Origin of the sequence: Ilumatobacter coccineus YM16-304 (assembly GCF_000348785.1) — a bacterium.
In the GTDB taxonomy this organism is placed as follows: domain Bacteria; phylum Actinomycetota; class Acidimicrobiia; order Acidimicrobiales; family Ilumatobacteraceae; genus Ilumatobacter_A; species Ilumatobacter_A coccineus.
This window is the reverse complement of the sequence record NC_020520.1, coordinates 314,302-330,972: the sequence shown is the minus strand read 5'-3', so window position 1 is coordinate 330,972 and position 16,671 is coordinate 314,302. Positions and strand designations below refer to the sequence as shown.

Genomic DNA, 16,671 nt, shown 5'->3' with positions numbered 1-16,671 from the left:
ATGCCGTCATCGGTCGTTCCGCCGTCGGCGACCGAGGGCGACCACCTCGTCGTCGTCGCCGTCGAGGTCGCCCGACTTGCGGCAACACTCGTGCGCGCATCCGTCGGGGCTGCTGCATCGACCCGAACCAAGTCGAGTCCGACCGACGTCGTCACCGCCACCGACGTCGAGTCCGAAGCGCTGATTCGCCGAGAACTGCTCGAGCGGTGCCCTGGCTCGACGATCGTCGGCGAAGAGCTCGACGACGACCGCGGGCGCAACGGCGTGGGCTGGATCGTCGACCCGATCGACGGCACGGTCAACTTCCTCTACGACCTCCCGGTGGTGTCGGTGAGCATCGCGGCAACGGTCGGCGGCGTCACCGTCGCCGGCGCGGTGGTCGACATCGTGCGAGACGAGACGTTCTCGGCAGCGCTCGGGCGCGGCGCGCGACGCGATGGTGTGCCCGTCCGAGCGCGTGACACCGTCGCACTCGACCAGGCCCTGATCGGCACCGGCTTCTCGTACTCGAGCGAGCGCCGAGCGCAGCAGTCGGAGATCCTCAACCGACTGCTCCCGGTGAGCCGCGACATTCGGTGCATGGGCTCGGCGGCGCTCAACCTCTGCTGGGTCGGTTGCGGCAGGCTCGACGGCTACTACGAGCACGACACCAAGCTCTACGACCACGCCGCTGGCGACCTCATCGCGAGCGAAGGCGGAGCCCGCGTCGACGACCCGGCCTCGAACGGCGAGGGCCTGTCAATCGCCGCGAGCGCCGCGATCTTCGACGAGCTCCGAGCGGTCGTCGACGGCTGAACCCTGCCGCCAGATCTCGACCAAGCCGCTGACGTCGGCGTCGGTGTGCTCGGCGAGCCGACCCGCCGCTCGGAGTCGCAGCCAGTCGTCGAGCTGGCGACGCAAGACCGCCGCCTCCGCCCCCGACCGACCGGCGAGCGTCCGCGCCATGTAGCCGTCGTGGACCTCGCTGACCACGGCGGTCGAGGCGCCCGGGAGGTGGCGAAGATCGGTTGCACCCGACGCTCGCAGGAGGAGTTGCGTGCGAGCGATGTCGGCCGCCGGGTGGCCGACGGCGGCATCGAACCAGTCGATCACGACGGGTCCGGACGCGCCGAGCAGCACGTTCCCGGGATGCAGATCACCGTGCAGCAGCGCCGCACCACGAGGCATCGCCTCGAGCACGTCGACCGCACGGCACCGTTCGAGATCGTCGAGGTCGGTCGCCAGGCCGAGCTTCAGGCGAAGACGGTCGACCAGACCTGGAAGGCCGTCGGGCACACCGGCCTCGTGGATCGCGCGCTGGACGTCGGCGAGCTCGCACGCGAGCGCCGCGACGTCGGCCGGTCGGTCGATCATGCGCTCCAGCATCGACGGCCCGTCGATCATCTCGAAGTGGATCGCTGCCCGCCCGTCGACGTGCAGCACGTCGCGCACCTCCGGTGCCGCGACTCCGAGGCGGCGTACCGACGTGGTGAACGACGCCTCGACCTGCGCCCAGTGCGGCGGCGTCGAGCGCTTCAGGATCTTGATCGCCCCGTCGGTGCCGTAGCGGTGCACCTCCGACGTCCGGCCGACCGAGATGAGCTCGCCGAGGCGTGTGTTGTCAGCCGCTCTCACTGCAACTGTCTACTCCCCCTGCGCGACGGCTTGGCTCTCGCCGTACGAGATGGGCGGGTACTTCGGCGGGTTGTCGTCGGAGCAGCAGGTCGGCAGGCACTCCATGGGGTGACTCGCCGTCGCGTTGTAGAAGAACGGGATCGAGTAGCGCGAGACGTGTGCATCGTTGTTCGCGAAATGGCGCACGCTGAGATACCTGTCGTTCGTCCAGTGCTTGAGCAGCTCACCCGAGTTGACCACGTACGCGCCCTCGACGACCGGCGCCGTGATCCACTCGTCGCGAGGGTGGCTGTAGATCGTCAACCCCGGGCCGTCCTGGAGCAGCAGCGTGAAGAAGGTCGTGTCGACGTGCGGTGCGATGCCGTACTCGGCGCCGGCACCCGGGTTGTCGTCGGCCCCGAACTGATCGGGCGGGTAGTGCGTCATCCGAAGCCGCCACGTCGGATCGCGGAACGCGTCGGAGAAGAACGAGGGGTCGAGGCCGAGCGCCGTCGCGTAGATCGGCAGCAGCCGCAGGGCCAGTTCGTTGACCGCCGACGCGTACGTCTCGACGGTCGTACGGAACCCGGGCAGCACGTCGTCGGCGAGCCACTGGTTGTCGTCGACACCGATGCCCTCCTGACCCTTGATCAAGAACGCTTCGTTCAGGTTGCCGCGGTCACGCGACGGCAGCTTGCGCGAGCGCAGACCCAGATAGCCGACGCCACCGAGCGGCCAATCGGCACCGTCCATCGCGATCTGCTGCTTCTCGTCGACGGGCAGATCGTGAAACGCACGGACGGCGTCGAACGTCGAGTCGATCAGATCCGTCTGCACCGTGTGCCCGATCAGTTGGAAGAAGCCGACCGTCTCGCACGCATCGTTCACCAGCGCAGCGACCGTCGCCAGGTCGGCCTCGGATCCGCTCTCGACGTACGCCGAGATGTCGACCACCGGAATGTCGCCCGGTTCGGCATCGACGACCACCGACGTCTCCCACGACGACGACTCGGCTCGCAACTCGCGTTCCTTGGCCCCAGGATCGAACTCGCTCCTCACCACCACAGTCTCGCGCCGCGCTGGACGATCATCATCTTCGAGCACCGCCGGTGACCGTTCATCTCGGTGGAGCGATCTCGAAATCGATGTCGTCGGGGACCATCGGATCGTGGTTCGATCGCGAGCCGGACGCTTTGTCTCAGAGACAAACCGTCCGGTCAGTCGTCGAACAGCGACGGTGGGAAGCCGCCTTTGCTCAGCGGGCTCCACCGGGTCGGCGTGATCACGATCATGCACTTCCCTTGATCGGCCATCGCCTGCCGATACTCGTCCCAGTCGGGATGCTCACCCGAGATCGACCGGTAGTACTCGACGAACGCGTCGTCGGCGTCCGGCAGATCGATGACCTCGCCGTCTCCGTCGATCTGGATCCAGGCATCGTTGAACTGCTCACCCATCACGGCGACCGACACCGCGGAGTTCCGCCGGACGTTCTTCGCCTTCACCCGCTCCGGGTAGGTCGAGATCGCGAGCCGACCATCGGCGATCATTCCGCCCGTCACCAGGCTCATCTGCGGCCGCCCGTCGCGCCGGGTCGTCGCCAGCACCCACTGGTGACGGCCCGCGAGATGCTGCGCGAGTTCGGCCCGGTCGACGTCGATCTCGCTGGCTCGATAGTTCGCCCGCCGGTCGTCGGCGGGGATCTTCTTGATGGATGAATCGTTCATGAAGTACCTCTCGTCATCGTCCACAGCCTGCCACGTCGGCGGGCCCGGACACCTCGGTCGGAGACCGACGAGCCCGGTTGGGCACACTGGATGACGATGAGCTCCGACGCACGCACCACACCTCAACTCTTCGACATGTCCAACCACGTTGCCGTCGTCACCGGTGGCGGTCGCGGCATCGGCGAAGGCATCGCCGTGTCGTTCGCGGAGGCTGGTGCCGCTGTCGTGGTCGCGGCGCGACGAACCGCCGAGATCGAACAGGTGGCCACTCGGATCCGCGACGCCGGCGGTCGGGCCATCGCCGTCACCACCGACGTCACCGACGACGACGCCGTCGATGCGCTCGCCCAGGCCGCGGTCGACGAGTTCGGCTCGCTCACCACCTGGGTGAACAACGCCGGCGGCTCACCGATGCGCATGCCGCTCGCCGACCTCCCGCGTGAAGAATGGGATCGCACGATCGCCCTCAACCTCACGTCGGTCTACGTCGGGTCGATGACCGCGGCGCGCTACATCGACCAGGGCTCGATCATCAACATCTCATCGGGTGCCGGAACCGGCCCGGTGCCCGGCAGCGCGCACTACGGCGCGGCGAAGGCGGCCACCAATTCGCTGACCTGGACCCTGTCGGCCGAACTGGCACCCAAGATCAGAGTCAACGGCGTCGCTCCCGGAGCGATCCCGACCGAAGTGATGCTCAAAGCGGTCGGCAAGACCGACGACCAACTCGACCAACTGCTCGACGAGTGGAACATCCCGCTCGGCCGACTCGGCACCCCGCAAGACATCGGGGCGGCGTGCGTCTATCTCGCGTCCGACGCGGCGAGTTGGGTCAGCGGCGAGATCCTGCGCGTCGGCGGCGGCGCGAAGCCGCGCTGATCCGTTCTCACCCAATCACGAGGAGGCCCCATGGGCGACCAAACGAACGACCATTCCGACTACACCGACAGCTACGAAGACGTCTCGAAGTTCGTCCTGTCGGGTGACCGCGAGGCCACGCTGCTCGAGAAGCAGACGGAGTGCACCTTCATGTGGACCACCTCGACCGGCGATCCGGTGGGGGTCATCATGAACTTCGTGTACCTCGACGGAGCGTTCTGGGTCACCTGCACCCGGCGTCGCAAGCGCGTCCCCGCCGTCGAGGCGCGTCCCCGGGTCTCCGTGGCGATCTCGAGTCGCGGAACCGACATCGGCGTCAGCCAGGCGGTCACGTACAAGGGTGATGCCGAGGTCCTCGACGACCGGGCGACACTCGACTGGTTCTACCCGGTGCTGGCTGCGAAGGTCCGGCCTGGCGATGCCACGAAGCAAGCTGCGTTCGTCGCCCACCTCGACAGCCCCGGGCGCATGGTCATCAAGATCACGCCCGACACCCGGATCGGTTTCGACTCCGAAGCAATGTTCGCGAACTCGCCCGCCGGCAGCACCACGACCACGGTCTGACTAGAGCGCGTCGCCGACCACCTCGCGATCGGCCCGCATGAGCAATGCCGAGCATCGACCGGCAACGAATGTCCGATATTTGTGGATCATTCTGTTTTTCTCGGATATTCTGCCTCGATGTCTCCCGACTACGAACTCGAACCATCGGTAGCGGCCGACACGCCGGCCCGAATGAAGGCGATCGCCAACCCGCTTCGCAGCCAGATCCTCGACCTCGTGCTCGAGCGAGCGGCAACGGTCACCGAGCTCGCCGAAGCGGTCGGACGACCCAAGTCGTCGATCGCCTATCACGTCGACCTCCTCGTCGACGTGGGTCTGCTCCGAGTGGTGCGAACCCGGCAGGTACGGGCGATCGAAGAACGCTTCTACGGTCGGGTGGGGCGCACGATCGTGCTCGGCGATGCCCTGCCGGCGGGCGCCGAACCGGTCAACATGCTCGCCGAGGCGCAGGCCGAAGCTCGCGTGCCGTCACCCGGCAAGATGCTCGCCACGCTGCGCCATGCCCGGATCCCCGCCGACCGAGCCGACGAGTTCTTCTCACGGGTCAACGAGATCGCCGAGGAGTTCACCACGCTCGAACGCGACGGCGACACCGTGTACGGCTTCGTGGCCGCCGTGTACCCCACCGATCACCCGACGCTGCCGGAGGCTGGCGAATGACCGATCAACTCGACAGCACCACACCGCCATCGACCCCCGAGCCGGTGGCGGCACCCCCGAAGGACCGACTCGGCGCCAACTACTTCAAGCTCTTCGGAGCGAGCACGATCTCCAACCTCGGTGACGGCATCGGGCTCATCGCGTATCCGTGGCTGGCCTCGGCCGTCACGCGCAACCCGTTCCTGATCTCGCTCGTGGCGGTCGTCCAACGTCTGCCGTGGCTGCTCTTCTCGCTGCCGGCCGGGGTCATCACCGACCGCAACGATCGTCGCACGCTGATGGTGCTGGCCAACTCGATCCGCGCCGTGCTCACGCTCGGCGTGGCGTTCATCGTGCTCGGCAAGCAAGGTGTCCTGCCCGGGCCCGACGAGATCAACGACGCGGCGACCGACTTCGCGACCGATCACCTCCTCTACGTGATCGTGCTCCTCGCGACGTTGCTCATGGGCTTCGCCGAGGTGCTGTACGACAACTCGGCACAGACCTTCATGCCGTCGATCGTGCACAAGCAGCATCTCGAGAAAGCGAACGGTCGCCTCTGGAGCATCGAGATGGTCGCCAACACCTTCGTCGGCCCGCCGCTCGGCGCCCTGTTGCTCGTCGCGGCCTTCTCGGTCCCGTTCTTCTTCGATGCCGCCACGTTCGCCGTGTCGGCTGCGCTGATCGCATTGATCCCCGCGACGAAGCGCCGCTCCAAGTCGCGAGCCGTGCCCGCGCCGGGAGCGCCAGCGACGGGAACGCCAGCGACCGAGCACGGCGCCGAAGGAGATCAGACTCCCGACCACGAACTCGCAGTGGGCCCTCGACAATCGTCACGGCCCGCGCCGGGAGCGCCAGCGACCAAGCATGGCGTCGAGGGCGATCAGACTCCCGACCACGAACCCGCCGTGAGCCCTCGACCATCGTCATGGAAGGACGAACTCCGAGAAGGGTTCGCCTGGCTGTGGTCGCACGATCTGTTGCGACCGATGGCGATCATCCTCGGTCTGCTCAACATGCTCGGCACGATGTCGGTCGCCACCATGGTCCTGTTCGCACAGGAAGTGCTCGAGACCACACCCACCGAGTTCGCGCTGCTCGAAACCGGCGGCGCGATCGGTGGCGTCATCGGCGGCTGGACGGCATCGCGCATCGCGAAGAAGATCGGTGCCGGACCGTCGCTGTCGCTCACGCTCACGGTCGGCGGGGCGACGACGTGTGTAATGGGCATCGCCAACTCGTGGTATCTCGTGTGGCTGATGTTCGCGATCGCGATGCTGGTCGCGGTGCTGTGGAACGTGATCACGGTGAGCCTGCGCCAGTCGATCATTCCCGATCATCTGCTCGGCCGGGTCAACAGCGTCTACCGCTTCTTCGCGTGGGGCATGATGCCGCTGGGCGCCGCGCTCGGCGGTCTGATCGTCGTCCTCACCGACGTCTGGGGCTCGCGAGAACTGGCGTTGCGCATGCCGTTCTTCATCGCCGGAGGGTTGCACTTCGTCGTGTGGGCCGTCGCTGCTCCGAAGCTCACCACGGCCAAGATCGAAGCTGCCCGAGCCGCTGCCGCGTCCGACGACGACTGACCGCTTGTTTCTTTTCGACCGGGTCCAAGGGAAACAAGCGCTTGTTTCTTTTCGACCGGGACCGAAGGAAACAAGCGGTGCTGCGACTCGTCGCGCGGCCTCCCACATCGTGAGACTGTGGCGATGGCATGGGACTTCGAGACCGAACCGGAATTCGAGCAGAAGCTCGCGTGGATGCGCGAGTTCGTGAAGGAGGAGATCTTCCCACTCGAGACGCTGGCGCCCGAGTTCCGCAGTGAAGAAGGGCGCGCTGCGTTCGCCGAGATCACCGAACCGCTCAAGCAGCAGGTCAAGGACCAGGGCCTGTGGGCCGCGCATCTGCCGCCCGAGCTCGGCGGTGGCGGCTTCGGCCAGGTCAAGCTCGGCCTGATGCACGAGATCCTCGGGCAGTCACCGCTCGCACCGCGCATCTTCGGCAACAACGCTCCCGACTCCGGCAACGCCGAACTGCTCTCGCTCGGCGGCACCGACGAGCAGAAGAAGAAGTGGATGGAACCGCTGCTCAACCAAGAGATCCGGTCGTGCTTCTCGATGACCGAGCCGGGTGCGGGCGCCGACCCGACGCTGCTCACCACCAGCGCCCGCCGCGACGGTGACGAATGGGTCATCAACGGCCACAAGTGGTTCTCGTCGAACGCGTCGGTGTCCGACATCTTGATCGTGATGGCGAAGACCAATCTCGACGACGACGCGTCGCCGTACACCGCGTTCTCGATGACCGTCGTGCCGACCAACACGCCGGGTGTCAACATCCTCCGCGACGTGCCGACGATGGGCGAACCCGACCACAAGACCGGCGAACCCGGCGGTCACGCCGAGATCATCTACGACGAGGTGCGCGTCCCGTTCGACAACGTCGTGGGCGGCGAGGCCGGAATCGGGCAAGGCTTCGCGCTCGCGCAGAAGCGCCTCGGCCCCGGTCGCATCCACCACGCCATGCGCTGGCTCGGTCAATCACAACGCGCCTTCGACCTCCTCTGCGAGCGAGCGCTCACACGCTTCACGAAAGGGTCGATCCTCGCCGACAAGCAGATGATCCAGGACTGGATCGCGCAGTCGTACGCCGACCGCGAAGCTGCCCGACTGCTCACGCTGCAAGCTGCGTGGAAGATGGACAAGCTCCACGAGGCGGGGGGCACCTACAGCGATGCCCGTCTCGAGATCGCCGTCATCAAGTTCTGGGGTGCGAAGGTGCTGCACGACGTGATCGATCGGGCGATCCAGATTCACGGGTCGCTCGGTTACACGACCGACCTGCCGCTCGAAGCGATGTACCGGGCGGCGCGTGCTGCACGCATCTACGACGGTCCCGACGAGGTGCACAAGGTCACCGTGGCGCGGCAGGTGTTGAAGCGCTACCGGCCGGCGGATCCGTCGATCGATCACGTTCCGACTCGCCGAGCAGCCGCGTTGGAGCGCTACGGCGACTACCTCGACGAGCTCGCCGTCAACTCCTGACCGAGCTCGCGATGACGATGCCCATCGTCGCGGTCGCCCTCGGGCCGCGGGTCACGATCCGGCCACCCGGTGTCGTCCGACCAGCCGAGCGGGCGGGCACCGAGCTCGTCACCCACCACCATCGGCGGAATCGACGTCCACGGACCTGCCCATCCCTGTTCGACGATGTTCCGTCCGAGATCCACGAGCAGTCGATCGATCCATGAAGGCATGACTCGATCCTGATCTCGACGGATGACGCTGACGTGAGCGCCATCTGAACTCGAGGTGAATCATCCCCGCGACGAGCGGAGTGGCTACTCGTCGATGCCGTCGTCGTGTTCGCTCAGTGCGATCAACGCTGCGTTGACGATGCTGCCGGCGTCGATGCCGGTGATCTCGTGCAGGTCGGCGATGGTGCCCGATTCGCCGAACCGGTCGACGCCGAGCGTGTACTGACGCGCGCCCAGCGCCGAACCGAGCCAGGCCAGGCTGTGGCTCGCCGCGTCGTGAACGCTCACGATCGGACGGCGCCGTTCGGACGCGGGAACGAGCCGATGCAGACGGCTCGGCCGCCGCACGATGCGGGCCGACGCGGTCGATTGGGCGAACCCGTCACGCCAACTCCGGTAGACGCGATCCGGGCTCGTGAGGTGGACCACGCTCGCCTGCACCCCTTCCCCGTCGAGTTCGGCCGCGGCGGCCAGCGCTTCGGGCGCCATCACGCCGGTGGTCACGATGGTGACGCCGGGGCGATCGTCGCTCGGAGCGTCACGAAGCCGATAGCCACCGGCCAGCACGTGTGCTCGAAGACGCTCGGCACCCATCGACTCGACGACGCTCGCGAACGGCTGCTGGTCGATCGGCCGAGTCGAGAGCCGGAGATACGAACTCGACCCGTCGGCGCGCCCGACCTGGTCGAGCGCGTCGCACAGGATCCAGTCGACCTCGGTGGCGAACGCCGGCTCGAAGTAGGTGAGGTTCGGGAGTTCGGCTCCGACCGATGCGGTGATCGTCGACTGGTGCGCACCACCTTCGGGCGCGAGCGTCACGCCCGCCGGCGTACCGGCCACGACGAACTTCGCGTCGTTGTACAGCCCGTAGATGAAGGCATCGAGACCGCGCAGCACGAATGGGTCGTAGACCGTGCCGACCGGCAGCAGATGCTCGCCGTGGTGGTCGTGGCTGAGCCCGAGCTGCCCCAACAGCATGAACAGGTTCATCTCGCTGATGCCGAGTTCGATGTGCTGACCACCCGGTCCCGGCGCCCACTTCAACAGCCGCTCGGCGCCTCCGTGGTCGGCGCGCTCGACGTGTGAGTACACGCCGCGTTTGTTGATGAAGCCACCGAGGTTGGTCGAGATCGACACGTCGGGCGCGGTGGTGACGAGCCGCTCGCCGACGCCGGCGACGTCGGCGAGGCTGGCGAGCACGCGACCGAACGCTTCCTGTGTCGACGTCGAGCCGTTGGTGGTGACCGAACGTGCCGCCGTCGGGATCGGCAGGGTCGGCCGCGGGGTGGGCAACGCGTTGTTGACCTCGCTGCCGACCGAGCGACAGAGCCGACCGGCTGGGCTGTCGGGATCGAAGCGGTCCCACTCGGTCGATTCGTCGAGCCCCACACTCGTCCGGAACTCGTCGATCTGCTCGGGGCTCAGCAGGGCGGCATGGTTCATCGGGTCGCCCGCCATGGCGAGACCGTGACCCTTGATCGTGTACGCGAACACCACCGACGGCCGGTCGACCTCGGCGTCGCACGACCGGAACGTGTCGATCAGCAACCCGAGGTCGTGACCACCGAGATCGGTGACGAGATGCTTCAGCGCATCGTCGTCGAGTCGGTCGGCGAACCGCCTCACCGCGTCGTCGGCATCGACCAGGAACTTGCGACGCAGGTCGGGACCCGACACGGCGAACAGCTCCTGATACGCCTCGTTCGGCATGGCATCGATGTGCGCCTCGAGGGTCTCACCGCCGGGTTCGGCGAATGCCGCCGACAGCCGACTGCCGTACTTCGCCTCGGCGACGTGCCAGCCCGCGTCGGTGAAGAACTGCTTCAGGCGCGTGGCGGCGATGTCGGGAATCACTCGGTCGAGCGACTGTCGGTTGAGGTCGATCACCATGGTGAAGTTGCCGAGCCCCTGCGTGGCGGGGTCGGCGATCGCCTCCCACACGTTGCCCTCGTCGAGTTCGGCGTCGCCGACCAGCGCGATGAACCGGGCGTCACCGTGCGTACCGAAGTGCGAGTCGACATAGCGCCGGGTGAGCGCCGAGAAGAGCGGGGCGACAGCACCCAGCCCGACCGACCCGGTCGAGAAGTCGGAGACGTCCGGGTCCTTCGTCCGGGAGGGGTAGGCCTGCAGACCGCCGCGCTGGCGGAGCTTCGTGAGGTACGACCGGTCGAGCTCACCGGTGAGGTACTTGATGGCGTGGTACACCGGCGACGCGTGCGGCTTGACGGCGACCTTGTCGGCGCTACCGATGTGCGCGAACCACAGCGCCGTCATGATCGACGCCATCGACGCGCTCGACGCCTGATGTCCGCCGACCTTCACGTCGGTGTCGCCGCGCCGGTTGGCGTGGTCGATGATCCGGGTGGCGAGCCACAGCACGCGTCGCTCGATCTCGCGAAGCGTGTCGAGATCGGGAGAGGCCCCGTCGGCAACGTTGGTCATACGCCCATACTTGCCGCCCGGCGACCGGATCACGACGCCTTGACGAGCAACTTTCCGACGTTGCGTCCGTCGAACATGAACTGCAGCGCTTCGGGGTAGCGGTCGATGCCGTCGAGGATGTCTTCGGGCATCACGATCGTGCCGTCGGAGATCCAGCGGGCGAGTTCGGCCTTCGCTGGTTCGATGCTCTCGGGGAAGTGGAAGTACGCGAAGCCCTCCATCGTCGATTGCCGCTCGGCGAGACGGAGGTACATCGACGGGCCGGTCACGTTGTCCATGTCGTCGTACTGCGAGACGGCGCCGCAGATCACAACGCGGGAGCGCATGGCGATGTTGTCGAGGACCGCGTCGAGGATCGGCCCACCGACGTTGTCGTAGAACACGTTCACGCCGTCGGGGCAGAGCTCGCGCAGCCGAGCGTTGACGTCGTCGTTCTTGTAGTCGATCGCTTCGTCGAAGCCGAGCGTGTCGACGAGGTGCGCGCACTTGTCGGGCCCACCGGCGATGCCGATGACTCGGGCGCCGTCGAGCTTCGCGATCTGGCCGGCGATCGAGCCGACCGCTCCGGCCGCCGCCGACACGACGAAGTCGTCGCCGGGCCCCGGCTTGGCCACGTCGCGGATACCGATCCAGGCGGTGACACCTGTCGAACCGCCGAGCGCTCCGAGGTGCAGGCTGAGCGGTCCGAGTGAGTCGTCGACGCGTTCGAGCATGTTGCCGGGCATGGTGGCGATCGTCTGGGCGCAGAGCCCACCCCGGACGGCGTCGCCGACCGAGAACCCGTCGGCCTTCGACTCGATGACCCGTCCGACGCCCGATGCCAGGATCGTCTCGCCGAGCCCGACCTGCATGTGGAACCCTTCACCGCGCAGCATCGTGCGGGTGCCGGCGTCGACCGAGATGAACTCGACCGCCACGCGCACGTCGCCGTCGCCGAGCGGCTCGAGTTCGACGTCTTCGACACGGAAGTGGTGAGGCAGCGCCTGCCCCACCGGACGTTCGACGAGGACGACGCGGCGATTGATCGTGGTCATGACGTCATGCTCGCAGGTCGGTCGGCGGCGCCCACGACCCAGGTCATCAGAGTCGCGAGCGCCGGATCTTGCCGGTCGCCGTGCGCGGCAACTCGTCGACGAAGTGGACGTCGCGCGGGACCTTGTGGCGTGCGAGGTTCGCTCCGACGAGTTCGCGAACCTGCTTCTTGGTGATCTTGCGGCCCGGTTCCTTCACGATGTGCGCTGCGAGGCGTTGACCGAAGTCGTCGTCGTCCACCCCGACCACGGCGACGTCGGCGACCGCAGGATGCGCCAACAGGAGGTCTTCGACCTCGCGCGGGAACACGTTCTCGCCACCGCTCACGATCATGTCGTCGGCCCGGCCGGTCACGAAGAGCAGTCCGCCATCGTCGACGTATCCGACATCGCCCGACGACATGAGCCCGTCGACGACTTCTTTGCCTCCGCCACCGGTGTAGCCGTCGAATTGCGCACCGTTGCCGACGAAGATCCGGCCGATCGATCCGGTGGCGACTTCGGCACCCGACTCGTCGAGGATCCGAATCGTCGAGCCGCGCATCACCCGCCCCGCGGTGGACGGGGCGTGGGCCAGGTCGTCGGGCGTGGCGAGGGTGGCCTGTCCGACCTCGGTCGATCCGTAGAGGTTGTAGAGGTTCGGTCCGACGCGATCGAGCCACGCTTCCACCACCGGGACCGGCAACGCCGAGCCACTCGACGCCACGATACGCAGCGACGACAGATCGGTGGAGTCGAGCATCGGCGACGCGAGCAGCCGTTGCAGGATGGCGGGCACCACCGCCAGCACGGTGACGCGCTCGCGCTCGATCTGCGCCAGGGTCGCGTCGGGGTCGAACGACTCGGCGAGCACGACGGTGGCTCCGAGTCCGGCGGCGAGGGTCATCTGGGCGAGACCCCACGCGTGGAAGAGCGGCGAGGTCACCGCCATCACGTCGTCGTGTCGATATGGGATCTGCTCGATGATGCCGGTGGCGACCGACGGGTCGGCCCGGTTGCCCCGGCGAGCCCCTTTCGGGGTGCCGGTGGTTCCGGAGGTGAGCAGCACGGGGGCGATCGGCATCGACGCGAGCAGCGGGGGACGCCGCTGGCCGAGGTCGCGGACCTCTGCCAGCGCCCGAGCGCGGCCGCCGAGCGTCTCGCCGTCGACGAGCCCGCCGCCGGTCACCACGATCGGGCCGTCGATGTCGCTGTCGTCGAGCAGGTGCAACAACGCCGAGTCGACGGCCACGCCTGCGACGTCTTCGCGACGGAGCACTTCGGTCATCTGCGGTGCCGCGAACCCGGTGTTGAGGTAGATGCACCGCAGACCGGCCTTTGCCGCGGCGACCGTGATCTCGACGAAGTCGGCGTGGTTGCGACACGCCACGCCGATGCTCGCGCCCGCTTCGATGCCGATGTGACGCAGCCCCTTCGCCGCTTGCGTCGACCGGCGGTCGAGGTCGGCGTAGGACAGCGTCCCGTGATCATCGACCACCGCCGCGCGCCGAGGGGACGAGAGCGCCGCCGATGCGTACAGGGCGGCGACGGTCGGCCCCCAGCGCGCCGTCGACGCAGCCACCGACGGCACGCGACGCGGATCGAGCAGACCGACGCGACGACCGATGTCGAACAGCGCCTCCGGCGACCAGCGTGATGCCATCGACCCGTCAGCGGCCACGGAGACCGTCGCGACTCGGCGTCACGATGTCGAGCGCTTCTTCTTCGCCGCGGCGCGCTTGGTGCCCGAGCGCTTCTTCGACGCAGCGGGCTCGGCAGGGGCGAGCAGACTGCCGTCTCGGTCGATGCCGGCAGCAGCGAACAGCGTGTCGATCTCGGCGAGGTGCAACTCGAGCAGATCGTCGAGATCGGGAATGAGCTCACGACAGGCGACCAGACCGAAGTCGAGTGTGTCGACGTAGCTCTGCACCGTGATGTTGAGCCCGACCCCGGGGGCGATGGTCGACACCGGGAAGAAGTTCTTCATCCGCGCACCGCTCATGTACAACGGTTCACGCGGACCCGGAACGTTGGAAATGACGACATTGACCGCCGGGTTGGTGCGATCGGCGAGACGCAACGACGCCGACACCCTCGATGCCTGCGCGGCGAGGGCGGGCGGCGCGAACTGTGCCGCCGCCACCATCGTCTCGGCCGGGGTCATGTCGAACTGCTCCTTCGCAGCCACCATCGACTCGTGCACCGAGGCGACGCGCTCGAGCGGGTCGGCAAGGTGCGTCGGCAGGTCGCACACCAGGCCCGACACGCGATTGGTCCAGATGTCGTCTTCGTCGCCGGTGCGAATCGACACCGGCACCATCGCACGCAGCGGCACGTCGGGCAGCGCGTCGTGCTGCAGGAGATAGTTGCGCAACGCCCCGGTGCTGATGGCCATGACGACGTCGTTGACGGTCGCACCGAGCGCCGACTTCAGCACCTTGAGATCAGCGAGCGGCGTCGCCCGGAGCGCGAGGCGGCGATGCGGTGTGATCGACTTGTTGAACGGAGTCGGCGGTGCGGTCAGGCCGGTTCGGGCGAGCAGGTTGCCTTCTCGGCGGTCACGTCCCGCGGCCGTCGGAAACTGCTCACGCACCGAACTGATCATGGCCGACACGCCCTTCGACCGAGTGATCTCAGCGAAGTCCTGCATCAGCCGAAGCTGCGTCCTCGCGAACTTTCCCGGGGTGCGCACGAAGCTCGCGGCGGTTCGGGCGAACATCTCGGTGTCGCTCGGAACCTCGTCGGCGGTCCAGCTTCCGTCGTCGGGCGGCACCTCGTCGCCACCCGGCTGGCTGTCGAGGATGATGCCGAGCATCTGCACGCCGGAGGCACCGTCGATCGTCGCGTGATGCACCTTGGTGAGCACCGCGAAGTCGTCGTTCTCCAATCCTTCGAAGACGTACGCCTCCCACAGCGGCCGGCTCCGATCGATCGGCCGGCCGATGATGCGCGCCACCTGCGTCGACAACTGCTCGAGGTTGCCGGGTCTGGGGAGCGCGATGTGCCGGACGTGGAAGTCGAGGTCGAAGTCGGGATCGTTGATCCAGTACGGATGGTCGAGCGACAGCGGGACCTCGACCAACCGGCGTCGAAACGGGTCGAGCAAATGGAGCCGCGATTCGAGCTGCGACCGGAACGCTTCGTAGGGGTCGAAACCGTCGATGTCGGGGCGCTCGTACACGACGAGGCTGTTGACGTGGCCGAACGACGACGGCGTCTCCATGTACAGGAAGTTGGCGTCGATGCCAGTCAGTTGCTTCATGCGTCGTGCCTCCGTCGGTTACGAGATCAGCCGGATGTGCGAGCGGCCGGACGTGCTCCGAGCGTCGACGACCCCGAGTCGGTCGGCAAGTGCCCGGTCGATGAACCGATTGACCTCGGGTTCGATCCGGAACGACAGGTGACTGCCCTGATACCAGCAGATCTCGGGCTCGTCCCAGTGCTCCCACAGCGCATGCACGTTGCCGGGCCGAACCCAGCGGTCGACGAGCCCTCCGAAGATGTAGCGAGCCTCCTTCGGGATCAGCGGGTCCATCGCGAGCGGCGACACCACCCGGTTGACGCGCTCCAGCGACCGCCAACTCAAACCCCACTGCTCGTAGAACGGCGGGAGCAGGGCTTCGACGTTGCGGCGCATTCCCCGCACCAGATCGGCTTCGGGGACCCCCGCGATCGCGCACGCGAGGTCATCTTCGAAACACGCGAGAAGTGAGGTGAAGTAGCCGCCGAGCGAGATACCCGAGGCGCCCACGGCGGTCGCGTCCTGCGTGTCCTGGATCCACGACTTGAGGCGTCGGATGTCCCAGATCGCCTGTGCCGCGGTGTGCACGGTGTTCATCGCCCCGCCGAACAGCACGCGGTCGCCCGACGCCCCGACCGAACGCGGGCCGTGCAACGGCGACACCGGGAACGCGAGGTTGAGCCCGAGATCGTGGTGCAGGTGCTTTGCGTTGAAGGTGGTGAAGTCGACGAGCGGCGTGCCCGTGCGGTACCCGTTGATGCAGATGAGCCACGGCCGAGGCCCGTCGTCGTGGCGCAGCACCCAGGCGTGAGCGTTGCGGTTCGGCTCGTAGCCGAGCCAACGATCACGGCCCGGCTCGTCGGCGTGCGGCTCGTACCCGCTCTTGACGATGAGGTGCTCGTACTCGAGGCCGGCGACCGACTTCTTCGTCATCCGCGGACGCTTCAGCGGCGGTGGGTCCTCGTGGTAACTCCGCGGATCGTCGACCCAGCCCTCCGTGTTGAACATCTCGACGCCGTCGCCGAGTTCGTCGCGGAGTCGGCGCCGGAAACTCATCGACGGAGCGCGCAGGCGGCTGTTGGCCGACTCGAGCTGGAGGGCCCATTCGTCGACGATCCACTTCGCGGCGAGTGCCGGTGTGAGCCGAGCCCGCGGCAGATCGTCTTCTCGGTGACCGACGATCCAATCCCTCGTCTGCCCGAACACCTCGTCGACAATCGTCATGCGGCTCCTCATGGCGCCGAGGTCACGGCGACCCACGGCTGGTCTCACGACAGTAACCGTCGCCGCCGTCCCACGCTCACCCGCAGTGAGCGCTCGCCG

Annotated in this window: 15 protein-coding genes; 6 read left to right on the top strand and 9 right to left on the bottom strand. The window is 67.4% G+C overall.

Features of this window, described 5'->3' with window-relative positions:
- Complete coding sequence (locus tag YM304_RS01500; protein WP_015439857.1) at window positions 1-795, top strand: inositol monophosphatase family protein; 795 nt, start codon at window positions 1-3, stop codon at window positions 793-795.
- Here the strand turns inward: YM304_RS01500 and YM304_RS01495 are convergent.
- The 3 genes from YM304_RS01495 to YM304_RS01485 all read right to left on the bottom strand — a co-directional run bounded on the left by YM304_RS01495 (window position 739) and on the right by YM304_RS01485 (window position 3,320).
- Window positions 739-1,614, bottom strand: coding sequence for a phosphotransferase family protein (locus tag YM304_RS01495; RefSeq protein WP_015439856.1), 876 nt, complete (start codon window positions 1,612-1,614; stop codon window positions 739-741). The two genes, YM304_RS01500 and YM304_RS01495, sit on opposite strands and share 57 nt — an antisense overlap.
- Window positions 1,615-1,623: 9 nt before the next feature.
- Window positions 1,624-2,652, bottom strand: a complete 1,029-nt coding sequence (locus tag YM304_RS01490; RefSeq protein WP_154723264.1) for an isopenicillin N synthase family dioxygenase — start codon at window positions 2,650-2,652, stop codon at window positions 1,624-1,626.
- Window positions 2,653-2,810: 158 nt separating this feature from the next.
- Entirely contained in the window at window positions 2,811-3,320 is a 510-nt protein-coding gene (locus tag YM304_RS01485) for a PPOX class F420-dependent oxidoreductase (RefSeq protein WP_051071545.1), read from the bottom strand.
- 96 nt (window positions 3,321-3,416) lie between these two features.
- Here YM304_RS01485 and YM304_RS01480 point away from each other — a divergent pair, with 96 nt between their 5' ends.
- The 5 genes from YM304_RS01480 to YM304_RS01455 all read left to right on the top strand — a co-directional run bounded on the left by YM304_RS01480 (window position 3,417) and on the right by YM304_RS01455 (window position 8,443).
- Entirely contained in the window at window positions 3,417-4,199 is a 783-nt protein-coding gene (locus YM304_RS01480; RefSeq protein ID WP_041298627.1) for an SDR family NAD(P)-dependent oxidoreductase, read from the top strand.
- A gap of 30 nt (window positions 4,200-4,229) precedes the next feature.
- Window positions 4,230-4,763, top strand: a complete 534-nt coding sequence (locus tag YM304_RS01475; protein ID WP_015439852.1) for a pyridoxamine 5'-phosphate oxidase family protein — start codon at window positions 4,230-4,232, stop codon at window positions 4,761-4,763.
- A gap of 117 nt (window positions 4,764-4,880) precedes the next feature.
- Window positions 4,881-5,423 carry an ArsR/SmtB family transcription factor gene (locus YM304_RS01470; protein ID WP_041297890.1) on the top strand — a complete coding sequence of 181 codons (543 nt, stop codon included), beginning with the start codon at window positions 4,881-4,883 and terminating at the stop codon, window positions 5,421-5,423.
- Complete coding sequence (locus YM304_RS21710; RefSeq protein WP_015439850.1) at window positions 5,420-6,985, top strand: MFS transporter; 1,566 nt, start codon at window positions 5,420-5,422, stop codon at window positions 6,983-6,985. The genes YM304_RS01470 and YM304_RS21710 overlap by 4 nt, the downstream gene beginning before the upstream one ends.
- A 123-nt stretch (window positions 6,986-7,108) precedes the next feature.
- Window positions 7,109-8,443 (top strand): acyl-CoA dehydrogenase family protein, encoded by a 1,335-nt coding sequence (locus tag YM304_RS01455; RefSeq protein WP_041297889.1) that lies wholly within the window; start codon window positions 7,109-7,111, stop codon window positions 8,441-8,443.
- Here the strand turns inward: YM304_RS01455 and YM304_RS01450 are convergent.
- From YM304_RS01450 to YM304_RS01425, 6 genes are all read right to left on the bottom strand, one after another.
- Window positions 8,413-8,655 carry a hypothetical protein gene (locus YM304_RS01450; RefSeq protein WP_015439848.1) on the bottom strand — a complete coding sequence of 81 codons (243 nt, stop codon included), beginning with the start codon at window positions 8,653-8,655 and terminating at the stop codon, window positions 8,413-8,415. The genes YM304_RS01455 and YM304_RS01450 overlap by 31 nt on opposite strands.
- 84 nt (window positions 8,656-8,739) lie before the next feature.
- On the bottom strand, window positions 8,740-11,097 hold the full coding sequence (locus tag YM304_RS01445; protein ID WP_015439847.1) for a transketolase-like TK C-terminal-containing protein: 2,358 nt from the start codon (window positions 11,095-11,097) through the stop codon (window positions 8,740-8,742).
- A gap of 29 nt (window positions 11,098-11,126) precedes the next feature.
- On the bottom strand, window positions 11,127-12,131 hold the full coding sequence (locus YM304_RS01440; RefSeq protein ID WP_015439846.1) for an NADP-dependent oxidoreductase: 1,005 nt from the start codon (window positions 12,129-12,131) through the stop codon (window positions 11,127-11,129).
- A gap of 46 nt (window positions 12,132-12,177) precedes the next feature.
- The gene (locus YM304_RS01435; RefSeq protein ID WP_015439845.1) at window positions 12,178-13,788 is read right to left on the bottom strand and encodes an AMP-binding protein; all 1,611 of its coding nucleotides are present in this window, start codon (window positions 13,786-13,788) and stop codon (window positions 12,178-12,180) included.
- A 21-nt stretch (window positions 13,789-13,809) separates the two neighbouring features.
- A complete protein-coding gene (locus YM304_RS01430; RefSeq protein WP_015439844.1) occupies window positions 13,810-15,369 on the bottom strand; it encodes a WS/DGAT/MGAT family O-acyltransferase in 1,560 nt (519 codons plus the stop codon).
- Between the two features lie 18 nt (window positions 15,370-15,387).
- A complete protein-coding gene (locus YM304_RS01425; protein ID WP_051071259.1) occupies window positions 15,388-16,572 on the bottom strand; it encodes an alpha/beta hydrolase family protein in 1,185 nt (394 codons plus the stop codon).
- Window positions 16,573-16,671 lie beyond the last annotated feature (99 nt).

Excerpts from the sequence above, each read along its gene's own strand:
- YM304_RS01500 (WP_015439857.1), top strand. The coding sequence starts at position 1 with ATGCCGTCATCGGTCGTTCCGCCGTCGGCGACCGAGGGCGACCACCTC.
- YM304_RS01485 (WP_051071545.1), bottom strand. The coding sequence starts at position 3,320 with ATGAACGATTCATCCATCAAGAAGATCCCCGCCGACGACCGGCGGGCG.
- YM304_RS01480 (WP_041298627.1), top strand. The coding sequence starts at position 3,417 with ATGAGCTCCGACGCACGCACCACACCTCAACTCTTCGACATGTCCAAC.
- YM304_RS01475 (WP_015439852.1), top strand. The coding sequence starts at position 4,230 with ATGGGCGACCAAACGAACGACCATTCCGACTACACCGACAGCTACGAA.
- YM304_RS01470 (WP_041297890.1), top strand. The coding sequence starts at position 4,881 with ATGTCTCCCGACTACGAACTCGAACCATCGGTAGCGGCCGACACGCCG.
- YM304_RS21710 (WP_015439850.1), top strand. The coding sequence starts at position 5,420 with ATGACCGATCAACTCGACAGCACCACACCGCCATCGACCCCCGAGCCG.
- YM304_RS01455 (WP_041297889.1), top strand. The coding sequence starts at position 7,109 with ATGGCATGGGACTTCGAGACCGAACCGGAATTCGAGCAGAAGCTCGCG.
- YM304_RS01450 (WP_015439848.1), bottom strand. The coding sequence starts at position 8,655 with ATGCCTTCATGGATCGATCGACTGCTCGTGGATCTCGGACGGAACATC.
- YM304_RS01445 (WP_015439847.1), bottom strand. The coding sequence starts at position 11,097 with ATGACCAACGTTGCCGACGGGGCCTCTCCCGATCTCGACACGCTTCGC.
- YM304_RS01440 (WP_015439846.1), bottom strand. The coding sequence starts at position 12,131 with ATGACCACGATCAATCGCCGCGTCGTCCTCGTCGAACGTCCGGTGGGG.
- YM304_RS01430 (WP_015439844.1), bottom strand. The coding sequence starts at position 15,369 with ATGAAGCAACTGACTGGCATCGACGCCAACTTCCTGTACATGGAGACG.
- YM304_RS01425 (WP_051071259.1), bottom strand. The coding sequence starts at position 16,572 with ATGACGATTGTCGACGAGGTGTTCGGGCAGACGAGGGATTGGATCGTC.